Raw genomic sequence first — 13041 nt, forward strand, 5'->3', positions numbered from 1 at the left:
CGTTTTACCTACGATCATTCCTTATCTTTTTAAACATTTCCATGCAAACGGCTCCCAACAAAACATTTTCCCGGTCAACGAACGCCACTCTGAGTATAATCATTGTCGCTGCATTCCTGATCAGCCCGTCCGCTTTCGGGATTTTCGGTGACCTGTTTAAAAATGAACTGAATGTCATCATCAACACGGACCTAACCGCTGAGGGTAAAAAAGTAGGTCTGCCTACTCCGAACAATCCCGTTTATATCGATGGGGTGTTCTATGGGTTCAACAACCTGGGAACCGCCTATGGCCACCAAAAGGAACCGCCTGCAGAGGATATGGTGAGCGGCATTTTCAAAGAGCTTCACAAGCAAGGCTATATATTTACAACCGAGAGACATCCACCCACCCAACTGATCACTATCCACTGGGGAACCAGAAAAAGCTATCGCCTATACAGGTTCGATAGCCGTCCAAGGCAGGTTTCGTTTTCATGCATCATTTCCAATAGAAAAACGAAATCTTTTAATGGAAGTCACAGCCCCATCGATCCTTTATGGCTCCGTCCGTGAAATGCTGATGAACCTGACCGCAAGAGGTCCGCACGGCATACTCACGCTTCCTTCGATTTCCTTTCAGAAAATTCTTAAAAATTCCAAGGTTACCGTGTAGGAATTTCCTCTGAACTTTCTCCGACTGCAGTGGGATAGAAAAAGGCTTAAATTGGATATCGCAAAACTGATTCGGGAACTGACGGTAACATTCAAACGCCATTTATTAACATCTGGCATTCCTCTCTCACCTGACCTTTAAGAACAGGCCGGACATATCGACCTGGCACAGGCCGGACATTTCGACCTGGCCCGGGCCGAGCTGATTTGTGCCGATTGAGATTTTCGGAAAACACCGTTCGGACAGTCAGGTAAATATCTGAACCTAAAGTTTCTTGCAACAACTCGCCACTTCCTCAATCAACATAAGCACGTTTTTCGCTACGCCTCTTCTACCCTTTGAGGCGTTCCAATTCTTCTACACTCAATTATGATTCATCGTTCTTCCATCTCACGCTTATCAGGACTATTGAAAATGGTTCCGGTCAGCTTGTTTACCGTTCTCGTCTGTGTCACTTTGGCCAGTGGCCAATCAGATTTCAAATCTCTGTTTAACGGGAAAGATCTCAGTAGCTGGGAAGGCAGCTCGAAGCTTTGGAAAGTTGAAAACCGGGAGATTGTCGGTACAACCGTGGGAAATCCTTTGGAAGCCAATACCTTCCTCGTTTACAGCGGCGGCGATGTAACTAATTTCCATCTTAAGGCCAAGTTGAAGATGTTGGGGGAAAGCAACTCAGGCATCATGTATCGGGCGCAGGCCATTCCCGATCTTCCGTTTGGATTGTCAGGTCCACAAATGGATATCCATCCCAAGCAGGAATACCAGGGCATGTATTACAGCGAAAAAACGGGACGCGGTATTGTGGCCCAGAGAGGACAGAAAGTATCAGTACCAGCCGATCTCGACGCCAAAGGTAAAACAACGCCACAGGTGACCGACACCTTTCCGGCCGAACCCAGCTTCAACCTGGCCGAGTGGAATGATTACGAAATTATCGCTGTCGGAAATCGTAGTATCCATAAAATCAATGGTGTCGTCACAGTTGACGTAAACGATCGTGATCCAACCGCGTCAAGATCGGGTGCAATTGGATTTCAACTTCACCGTGGTCCTGACATGACGGTCTTCGTTAAAGACGTTGAATTGAAAAACCTAAATCGTGGAGCAGAAAGCCGAGCAGGGTTACAGGCATTCCTAGGTGCCCCAACTGCCTCTTCTGCCCCAGCCGCAAAGGAAGAACTTGAGGAAGGCCTGGCCATCAATGAAAACCGGGCGACCCCGATCGAAAACATCACCGCCCCAGCCGGGTTTAAGGTGGAACTGCTTTATTCAGTTCCCGGCCAGGAACAAGGCTCGTGGGTGAACCTCGGACTTGACGGGAAAAACCGCATCATCGCCAGCGACCAGTATGGCAGTCTTTACCGCTTCCCTGCTCCCAGAAAAGGGATGCCACTCGATCCAAACAGCATTCAAAAAATCCCGGTCAACATTCGCGCAGTCAATGGGATGCTCTGGGCCTTCGACTCACTTTACGTTGGGGTTAATGATTACGAGGACAGTACTAAATCCGGTCTCTATCGAATTACCGATACCAATGGGGACGACATGCTGGATCATGTAGAGCTGCTTCGCCAGATTCCTTCACGAGGAGACCACGGTGTACACGCGGTTAAACTTTCGCCCGATGGAAAATCCATTTTCCTGATCTGTGGGAACAACGCTGAACCCACCAAAGTCGATGTCTCCCGTCCAAATCCAAATTTTGGCGAAGACCATCTCCTCCCCCGCATGCCCGACGGACGTGGTCACAACCGTTCCCGACTAGCACCTGCTGGAATCATATACAAAGTTTCACCGGATGGACAACACTGGGAAAACTACTCCATGGGCTATCGTAATATTTTCGATGCGGATTTCAATGCTGATGGCGAGCTGTTCACCTACGACGCGGACATGGAATATGATTTCAATACACCCTGGTATCGCCCTACCCGTGTGAACCATGTTGTAAGCGGCTCGGATTATGGCTGGAGAAATGGCACAGGCAAATGGGCTGAGTGGTATGCAGACAGCTTACCTGCCTCAGTGAATATCGGGGCAGGTTCTCCTACGGGAGTAACTTTTGGTTACGGAGCAAAATTCCCGGCCAAGTACCAGAAGGCTCTCTTCATCATGGACTGGAGCTGGGGCAAATTGTACTCCGTCAATCTTCATCCCCAGGGTTCCAGTTACACCGGCGAAAAGGAAGATTTCATTTCCGGCGTTCCTCTTCCTTTGACGGACATGATCATCAACCCGAACGACGGAGCGATGTATTTTGCCATCGGTGGCCGCAGGGTGCAGTCCGGCTTGTACCGGGTGACCTACACCGGCAAGGAGGACACTTCACCGGTTAACGCAAAAACGGGTAGCCAGAAAGCGCGCGACCTTCGGGCAAACCTGGAAGTTTTCCATGGAAAGCAAGACCCCAAAGCCGTTAAAGCCGCCTGGTCATTCCTCGACCACGATGACCCCTTCTTGCGCAATGCCGCCCGAATAGCCATTGAAAGCCAGCCCAGCAAATCCTGGATGAAACGCGCCCTGAGTGAGAAAAACTCCGGTTCCCAAATTCAAGCGCTCCTGGCATTGACTCGCGTGGAAGGAATCGATCCCTTCCACCGCGTACCATCCGACTCACCCGTGAACGAGAGTCTGCGTGACCAGATTCTCAGTGCACTGGTAACCATTAAATACAAAGCACTCTCGGAACGCAATCGACTGGCCTTGGTTCGCACCTACCAGGTGGCCCTGAACCGTTTTGGTCGTCCTGGGGATGACTTGGTTAACAAGATCACCAAACAACTCGATCCACAATTCCCTGCCTCCACGCAGGAATCCAATCGCCTGCTTTGCGAAACACTGGCTTATCTCCAGGCACCCAGCACAGCATCAAAGGGAATCGCGTTACTCAAGGCGGCAACAACCCAGGAAGAACAACTGGAGTATGCGCGATCATTGCGGTTGCTTACCACCGGTTGGACGAATACGCTGCGCACCGACTACATCGAGTGGTTTCTCAAAGCAGCGAACTATCGAGGTGGAGCCAGTTTCGTAATTTTTATCGATAATATTCGAAAAGAAGTAGAAGCGTCACTCACCGCCAAGGAGAAAAAAGACCTGGCGGAAGTTCTAGCAAGAAAACCGGAAGTCAAATCATCCCTTGAAGCGGCGATGTCGGCATTATCTGGACGCACAAACTTCACCAACTGGACGCTCGAAGATCTGGCAGAAGCAGACAATAACATGAAAGGAAGAGATTTCGGCCAAGGCCGTAAGATGTTCGCCGCGACCGCCTGTTTTTCTTGTCATAGGTTTAAGAATGAAGGCGGAAACACAGGACCCGATCTCACCGGGGCAAGTGGTAGATATTCCCCTCATGATTTCCTGGATCAAATCATCAATCCTTCTAAAGAGATAAATGAGCAATTTGTTCCCGCTCAAGTTGAGATGCTCGATGGTAGCAGTGTCCACGGTGTCATCGTAAATCTGAGTAAAGATGTCGTTCAGATCAACACCGACCTGACCAACCCCAATCAGCGAACATCGGTTGATCGTAAGTTGGTAAAAAGTATCGGCCCTTCTAAAGTATCACCGATGCCACCGATGCTATTAGGCATGCTTGAAAAGGAGGAGATTTATGACCTGGTCGCCTACGTACTTAGCGGAGGTAATCCTGAGGACAAACGGTTTAAGTAGATAGACAATTTGTTGGAAATGTAGGAGCAAACTTGTTCGCGACCACTATGATAAAGAAATTCATTACCTCCCCTAAAAATCAGGGCGTTCCATCCGCCCTTCAAGAGCTATGGAGGACTAAAGAAAGCCCCCTCCTACAGTTCTCTCCGTTCTGCTTTTTATTTTTCATCCTTCTGAATTTTGCCTTCAACCTTCAGGCAGCACAGCTTCCCAACATCGTTCTCCTGGTCGCCGACGATCTCGGTTACGGCGAGCTGGGTTGTCAGGGCAATCCGGAGATTCCAACACCCCATATTGATTCGCTGGCCGAACAAGGTGTTCGATTCACACAGGGTTACGTAACTGCCCCGTTTTGCAGTGCCTCCCGCGCGGGCCTGATGACTGGGCGCTATCAAACACGTTTTGGCTATGAGTTTAATCCGATCGGAGCGAAGAATGAAGAACCCGACGCAGGGCTTCCGCTTAGTGAAATGACAATCGCAGACGTGTTAGTCGACGCCGGTTATGTAACCGGTATGTTCGGAAAGTGGCACCTCGGTGGTTCCGCCAAATACAACCCTATTCGACGCGGCTTTGATGAGTTCTTTGGGTTCCTTCACGAAGGTCATTACTTCGTTCCACAGCCCTACACGGATAGTACGACCACCTGGTTGCGCCGCAAAGTGCTTCCTGGCGGAGGTGAAGGCCGTTGGATTTCCCAGGACGAAAAATTAATTTACTCCACTCACATGGGTGGAACTGAACCGGATTACGATGCGGACAATCCCATCTATCGTGACGGCCAACCAGTTGAGGAAGAAGAATACCTGACAGATGCATTCACACGTGAGGCCGTTTCATTCATAGGCCGTCATGCGGATAAACCCTTTTTCCTGTATGTACCCTATAATGCGGTCCACAGCCCACTACAAGGTGCCGACCCTTATATGAAAAAGTTTGAGCACATTGAGGATATTCAACGCCGCATCTTCGCCGCAATGCTTTCCAATCTGGATGACAGCGTGGGAGCCATCCTTGCCAAGCTCCGCGAGAAAGGCATGGAAGAAAATACGCTCATATTTTTCATCAGCGACAACGGTGGCCCCACTCGCGAACTCACTTCCAGTAATCTGCCCCTGCGCGAAGGAAAAGGAAGCGTGTACGAAGGGGGAAATCGGGTTCCCTTTATGGCAAAATGGCCAAGTCAAATTCCTGCCGGGGCTGTTTACGAGCATCCTGTGATCTCACTCGATATCTTTGCCACGGCAGCGGCAATCGCCAATGCCCAATTGGACAAACGGAAAATCATCGACGGGGTGAATCTCATCCCCTACCTCACCGGCGAAAATAAAAGCCGTCCTCACGATACACTCTTCTGGAGAATCGAGAAACGGACCGCCATCCGAGTCGGCGATTGGAAACTGCTACGCAATCCTGGCCGCGGCCAAGGGGACGATTGGGAACTCTACAATCTTGCCACCGACATCAGCGAATCCAACAATCTGGCATCCTCCAATCCCAGCAAATTAAAGGAAATGATCAAAGCCTGGGAATCCGTGAATGGTGAAATGATCGATCCCGTTTGGAGTCCGCGGGGGTAATTTTGCAGGAGCATGCTTGCTCGCGACCGTTGGGCTGTTACATATCCATTTAACCACCGGGAAGTGTACACCCATAACATTTCCGAACCGCTATGAACAAGTTGAAGCAACCAATCCTCTTATTTCCATTCCTTTTGTTCATCAGCCTAAGCTGTGGCTGCTCTGATAAAGCTTCAAAGATTCCGGTAAAGGTTGTTGTGCTGACCATGTTCGAGCATGAAGGAGAGCGCCCCGGTGAACGACAATTGTGGGAAGAGCGACTGAAACTTAACACACGCCTTCCCTTTCCCGCTGGACAATCGGATATTTATACCAATGGACAAGGTTTGATTCTCATTACAACCAACATGGGTGTGTCAAACGCTGCTGCCTCGGTTATGGCATTGGGACTGGATCCCCGATTCGATTTTAGTAAGGCTTACTGGCTCGTCGCTGGCATTTCTGGTATCGATCCGAACGACGGCTCCATGGGGAGCGCAGTCTGGACGGACTACGTAGTCGATGGTGGCCTGGCTCACGAAATTGATGCACGCGAGATTCCTGATGATTGGAAAACCGGTTATACGCCGCTACGATCACCCCGACCTTACGACCGTAATGGAGAACCAGTGAATCCAAGTCAGTTTTTCAAGCTCAACCATGCTCTGCTTCAATGATCATATGGGTTAACGAAGGATGTCCAGTTGCTCGATCGACCGGAGCTTGTCCAACGTAGGGCTGAGTATGTGGGCTACCCCAATGCGCAAAAGAAACCTTTTGTATTAATCGGCAGCCATATAAGTGATTCCACTTTCTGGCACGGCGAAAAGATGACCGAGTTCGGAAACGACTGGGTCGAATTCTGGACTGAAGGTCAGGGCAACTTTACTACGAAAGCGATGGAGGACAGCGGGACTTTACAGTCACTGAAGAACCTGGATAACGCAGGTATGGTCGACTATGACCGAGTGATGATCCTCCGCACGGCAGCCAACTACACCATGCCCTCTCCAGGCATGACGGCAGCCGAGAGTCTGGCTCGAGAACGTGGAGCTTCGCTTTCAGCTTTCAATGAATCGTTGGAGGCAGCCTTTCGGGTGGGCAATACAGTGGTGCAGGAGCTTCTTACAAATTGGGAAATCTACGAGGACAAGATTCCTGTGCAGAGACCGAGAGACTGATGTTGATTTCAAAAACGTAGCCATGGCCGTGAGACCATGGCTACAAATCTCTACCTCATTCTGGAGTAGGTCACGGAGCAATCACTGGTCCGAATGCCTGGCTCAATGCCTGACCTACTTCTATTGACTGACCTGGATCAGAAACGGTGTAAAGAATCGCCAGATAAATACCAGACTCCAGATTGATCTGGAACAAGGCACGACTTGAAGCCAAGGCTCCGGAATGCCCAAGGCCGAATACATTTCCATTCGCCTTCAATTGATTCCAGCCAAATGCATAGCCACTCTTTTCACTATAGGGAGTCGTGTAGGACTCAAACTGTTTAGAGCTCATCAGAACTTCATCGCCCTTGGTCGCCTGCTTCAAAACGGCTTGAAGAAAGACTGCACTATCTGCAGCTGTGGAATACAAACTGCCGCCAATCAAAGGCAGATTAAATGGCTCAGACAAATGAGGAGTGGATTTACTTATACTTCCGTTCACTGAACCAGAGGCTACGTTCTTGTTCGAGCTCGATGGAAAATACGAAGTGTGAGTCCACTCGAGTGGTTCGCACATACGCGATTGTAACAGTGCTTCGAAGGATTTTTCCGTGGCAACTTCAGCAACACGACCCAACACACAATAGCCAGCACCGCTGTAAGCGTATTCGTCGCCTGGCTTTGCATATAAAGGTTCCTTGGCAATACCGTCTACTGCTTCCCCAAGGTTCAATGTAAAATCACGAATCCATTTAGACTGCCGCTTAGTCATTCTCTTTTTTTGAGAGTAGATGCCGCCATGGTGACTCAGTAGTTCAGCCAGGGTTGGCACCCGGGCAGTTTTTCCGTTGGTCGTCTTAAGGGAACCAAATGCCGAAAGCCAGCCATCGATCCCTTTATCCAAAACCAGAGTACCGTCATCAACCAGGGTCATCACCACCGCGGATGCGATTGGCTTGGAACAAGAGCCGATACAAAACATTGTTTCAGAATCAACCGGCGTATCGTCGTCAATTGAACGAACTCCAAAGTTCTCATTCAGCAAAGAACGGTCGCCTTGACCCATGGCCAATTGAGCACCGACCAGCTTTCCCAAATCGACCAAGGATTGAACTGCCTCCTTTACTTTGTTTAATTGATCCTGTGAAGGAGCCGAGTAAGCGCCAACACAAACGAATAGGAAAGAAGCTATCAGGAAAAGGTAGAACTTCTTATGCATTTTACTATGAGTTTGGAATTACTTACCGTGAACGACTTGCACTTGCGCTGCCGAATTGGATGCATCCAGAACTTCGATACGAAGCGATTGAACCGAACGCTTTTGGTTAATTGCAACTGTGATTTTATTCACTCCAGGCTTGAGAGTGACGCGTGTTGCGGGAATTACTTTTTCAACTTCTTCACTGCCAACAAAAAGAACTAGCTGTTCGGAATCATTGAATTTCAGAACAGCATCTCCCGGAATTTTCGCATCGAGATAAAAATGCAAATAATGAAACGCCTCCCTACCGACCTGGCGAATCGCCGGGAAATCAGACAAGGGCAATTGTCCATCCACCATTGAGTAAGTGGGAACCCACAAAAGTTTCGGATCATCCGAAGCAACGAATTCAAAGGGACTGTGACGAATCATGTCCTCATAACCCTTATCACCACCTTTATCATCCAGATATCGATAAGTTCGGACTAGGCGGCTAGGAGTAACATTGAAATCTCCTTCTTTACCGAGACGGGATAAGAACTTCACAAGGTCGGCGAACTCATCTTTCCGCAACGATGCGGTAAGTCCTGGTGGCATGAGCGAAATAGGACTTATCTCTTGAGAGGCGATGACGGACTTCGGTATTTCGATCAATTGATCGGCAGGGTCTTGTAAAGTAACTGAAGTGTCATTTTCGGAGGCTAATCTTCCAGCGGCGATCGTACCATCTTTTTTGGTCACCATCACCACATGGTAACCCTCCTTTATCTGCTTCTGAGGCTGAAGCAGCGAATCGATTAGATAATCCACCGGAGCACTTGCGCCAATACTGGTAAAGTCCGGCCCTAGAGTTCCTCCAGCACCGCCGATGGCATGACAAGCAGCACACAGCAAGTTCGGATGGCGATAAACCTGCTCTCCGCGAGCCGGATCGCCTACATTTTCAACCATATCAATCATGGCCTTCATTTCATCTTCTGAAAGCGCCTGGTTCACGGGTTCTATACCAGCAGCTTTTTGCAAGGCAGCTTGCAGTTCGGACGTATCGATAGAGGCGGTGCTTGCACGACGAAGCAGGATAGTTGCGGCTTGTGTGTTTAAACTGCTCCCAGATAAACCTTTGGCCAAAATGGCGGGAAACTTTTGATTCTCCAAATACGGAACAACCAACGGAGTTCCATCATCTTCAGGCCCCAAACCTTCCAGCAGCTTCACGACCAGTGACACCGCCTGCCGAGGATCCGAGGACGCATAACCGGAGGCAATGGACATTCGTGTGTTAACCGGCAACTCAGAATTAGCCAGATCCGACAAAGCACTTCTAGAGCCTCGGGAGCCCATTTTCACCAAAGCCTTCACTGCTTCCGCTAATACTTGTTTGTTTGTATCACGGTTGGAAATGGTGGATTCGATATCATCAATGGCTTCCGTCAACTTCCAGGTTCCAATCAAGCGCGCTGCTGCAAGCTGAAGCGAAACTTCAGGATGCGTTAGCAATGGAATTACTGTTTCTTGACCTCTAGTCGGACTCACTTCCCGTGAGTTTGAAGAAGCTTCCAAAGCGGCCAGAACTTCCACGGCGGCAGATGGGTTACTATTACTCAGTTCAATAGCTTCCGACAATACCTCTGACAAAATCTCTGCTTCACCCCTCTCCCCCAAAAGAACCATGGCACCAGGTTTTTCTTCATCACCAATCTTTCCATCCGACCACAGACTTTCCAAGGGTTGAATGGCATCCTCATCTTCTACCGACCTTATGGCATAGAGCAGGTATTTTAAATTAGCTCCAAAGAAGTTTGGATTCAGTTTCGCAGGTGGAAGCCAAATCGGCTGCAGCGCACGCATGGTATTCCACATGGAGAAATCCAGATTTTCGTCCATCGGAAAGTCCAAAACGCGAACCACCAGTCGAGCTGCCTCTTTCGTGCCCAGCTTTCGCAAAACCTGGATCGCTTCGTTACGAACGCGAGGCTCCTCATCCTGAATGGCACTTTCCAAGCGTGCATAAATGCCTTCGTACTGCTCAGGGCGTTCCTCTAAAACACGAATCGCTGCAGCTCGTGCTTTATAGTTTTTCGAATCCAACAAAGACTCCAAAGCATCCGTATTAACACTGTCTAACGATTGGGAAACCCAGAGGCCTTCGAGTAAAAACTCTTCGTGGCGGCTGTCTCTGCGATTCAGTTGCTTTATCCAAGATGACAGAGCCGGTAGTACTTCCGTTGCTCCACGAAACTTTAACTGTCGTTTGGCATGATCGCGCGTCCAAACGTTGTCAGCCTTCAGCATATTAAGCAACTCATTGACAGAGGCAGCTGCGAAATCAGGCGACTTTTGCAATGGACTATCTTTCGCCGTAATCCTCCAAATCCGTCCATGTTCATGGTCGCGTCGCTCATCGCGAAAATCGACTTCACCGTGTTGAATTATCGGGTTGTACCAATCCGCCGCATACAAAGCTCCATCGGGACCATTCTGCAGATCGATAGGACGAAACGCACCATGCGTGGAAGTAACGAGGTCCTTCTGTTTCTCTGAAATGAATCCAGAATTCGAATCTGAAACTATAAAGGTACTAATGCGGTTCCCGCGAAAATCGTTGGTGATCAAACGCCCCTGCCAATCATCAGGGAAGTGTGGGCCGTCGATGATTTCCAAGCCGGACATTTTTGGTTGCCCGGGATTGAGACCAGGCAGAATGCGCTCGTAACCAACGTTGGTTAGAAAGGCAGCTCCGGGAAATGAGTAGATGATTCCTTCGAATCCTGCGCCGTCTGTCTGGAAGGTTTGGCCCCACTTGTCGAATTGCAGCCCCCAGGTATTTACGAGTCCTCTTGAATAAACACCCAACTCCAAGGTCTCAGGACGAATCTGCCAAACCCCACCCGCTTGTAGATCTTTATACCCATAGGGTGTCTCCACGTGCGAGTGGGTATAGATCGATTGGTTAAGATAGATGAGTCCATCAGGACCCTGCCTCAATGTATGGATAACATGGTGAGTGTCTTCCGTCCCAAATCCGGAATAAATAATACGCCGTGTATCTGCGACCCCATCATCATTCTTGTCTGTGAAAAACAACAACTCGGTGGAGTTTGCCACATAGACTCCTTCCGGATTCGCCAGCACTGCGGTAGGAATTAACAAACCATCGGCGAAGACGGTGCTTTTGTCGGCAACGCCATCGCCATCAGTATCCTCCAGTCGAACCACTTGATCGGATGGAATTTCACCCGGCTTGACGTGCGGATAAATAGGCGTGCAGGTAACAAACAAACGACCTTTGGAATCGAAAGCCATTGAAGTCGGTTTCGCGATCATCGGATCTGAAGCAAAAAGACTGATCTCAAATCCTTCCGCTGCTTTAAGCATACTGAGTTGGTACGCCGGATCCGAATTGGGTATCTCGGTCAGCGCACGCTGAGCATAAGTCGGAAGAAGCCCGAAGATCAAAGAGGCTAGAAAAAGAAAAGCTGATGCGAAAGAATTCTTAGTGCGTTTCATCATTATCGTTTCGGCTCGCGTTGAAGTTGTAGAGTATAGAACCGAGGCTGCTTAAGATCTTTGATCTTCAACTCTTCCTTTTCGATGAATTGATCGAACTGCTCGAGCTCCACCGCATTTTGTCCCTGTTCGTGTTTTCGAAATCCCCTAATGTAGGTTTCATTCTGCGGGCGCCATTTGTGAAAATAAAATTCGTTTTTTGTAAAAATCGTTTTCGTTAACAAACCAGCTTGTTCCACCTCTGGAGTCCAAGGTAATTCAACCCCCGAAGCCCATTGTTGGGAGGAATAGGTTCCCAAATTTCGGCCATTTATCCTGATGGTATAATTCCCGGCAAAAAGATCTAGAACGGAAAGTCTCAGTGGTTGATCCGCATTCAGGCTTTCATCACTGAGAGTCAGAAGAAGACCATTGCCAATGGGTTGGATTTGCTGGAGATTCGTCCCACTCATAGAAATCAGATTCCCTCGCGCATCTACCTGGAGAATATTTGGTTTAGCAACAAGTCCCATACCTGCCAGGATACCCCGAGCAGCCACACGATATCCTTCATCATTCAGATGGATACCATTGTCGGTAAGCGGTTCTTTCGATTGTTTCATTGCCGTCTCCATGTGGCCGTAAAGATCGATAAACCAATGGTTTCTTTTTTGCGCGAGAGACCGAATAGATTCCGCGTACAGTTTCAGGTTTTGGTTATTTAGTTTCGGATCGGGCAAAGGCGGTCCCATATTTTCCTGCGGGATGGTAGACACCAGAACGATACGCGCACGGGTCTTCGAAAGCATATCCAAGAGCGTATTCATGTTATCTTCGAAATCTGAAAGCCCGGCTCTTCCCTCGTAGGATTCCATGGCTCCATAAACCACAAAAATGACTGTGGGCTTCAATCCTTCCACATGGGTTTTGAGATGATTGAATCCATCCTCCACCGGTCCAAAGAATCGGCGAGATCGTCCACGTGCATCGTCCCCCGACCAACCCAGGTTTCTAAAAGTTATCGACCGGTTTGGCCAGTAAGTTGTCAGAGCTGCCTCGATATGTCCGTAGTCGATTTCCCGCTCAACAAAGGTGTTTCCAACAAAGACAACCCGATCGCCGTCTTTAAGTTCGAAAACAGTTTCATCTTTGGCACCAAGCGAACTGAAACTGAAAAAGAAGGTGAGAAGGATAGTGAATAAATAATGGGGCCTTTTCGAATACCTTGATTGAGACGTCATAAGTGAAGAGCAAAACGAAGATGAAAAAGGTTCTGACCTGTAGAGTCCAGTTTCATGTACAC

6 protein-coding genes and 1 pseudogene are annotated in these 13041 nt (G+C 48.9%); 4 read left to right on the forward strand and 3 right to left on the reverse strand.

What is annotated here, in order from left to right:
- Positions 1-447 precede the first annotated feature (447 nt).
- The 4 genes and pseudogenes from O3C43_15860 to O3C43_15875 all read left to right on the forward strand — a co-directional run bounded on the left by O3C43_15860 (position 448) and on the right by O3C43_15875 (position 7069).
- Positions 448-654, forward strand: a complete 207-nt coding sequence (locus tag O3C43_15860; GenBank protein MDA1067968.1) for a protein-export chaperone SecB — start codon at positions 448-450, stop codon at positions 652-654.
- 369 nt (positions 655-1023) lie between these two features.
- Positions 1024-4329 carry a DUF1080 domain-containing protein gene (locus O3C43_15865; GenBank protein MDA1067969.1) on the forward strand — a complete coding sequence of 1102 codons (3306 nt, stop codon included), beginning with the start codon at positions 1024-1026 and terminating at the stop codon, positions 4327-4329.
- A gap of 47 nt (positions 4330-4376) precedes the next feature.
- Complete coding sequence (locus O3C43_15870) at positions 4377-5909, forward strand: sulfatase (protein ID MDA1067970.1); 1533 nt, start codon at positions 4377-4379, stop codon at positions 5907-5909.
- A 92-nt stretch (positions 5910-6001) separates the two neighbouring features.
- Positions 6002-7069, forward strand: a pseudogene (locus O3C43_15875) (purine nucleoside permease).
- Positions 7070-7139: 70 nt separating this feature from the next.
- Here O3C43_15875 and O3C43_15880 read toward each other — a convergent pair.
- From O3C43_15880 to O3C43_15890, 3 genes are all read right to left on the reverse strand, one after another.
- Complete coding sequence (locus tag O3C43_15880; GenBank protein ID MDA1067971.1) at positions 7140-8270, reverse strand: serine hydrolase; 1131 nt, start codon at positions 8268-8270, stop codon at positions 7140-7142.
- A gap of 18 nt (positions 8271-8288) precedes the next feature.
- The gene (locus O3C43_15885; protein ID MDA1067972.1) at positions 8289-11762 is read right to left on the reverse strand and encodes a HEAT repeat domain-containing protein; all 3474 of its coding nucleotides are present in this window, start codon (positions 11760-11762) and stop codon (positions 8289-8291) included.
- On the reverse strand, positions 11762-13041 hold a 1280-nt coding region (locus tag O3C43_15890), incomplete at its 5' end, for an SGNH/GDSL hydrolase family protein (GenBank protein ID MDA1067973.1). The genes O3C43_15885 and O3C43_15890, both read right to left, overlap by 1 nt.

Source organism: Verrucomicrobiota bacterium, from assembly GCA_027622555.1.
Classification (GTDB): domain Bacteria; phylum Verrucomicrobiota; class Verrucomicrobiia; order Opitutales; family UBA2995; genus UBA2995.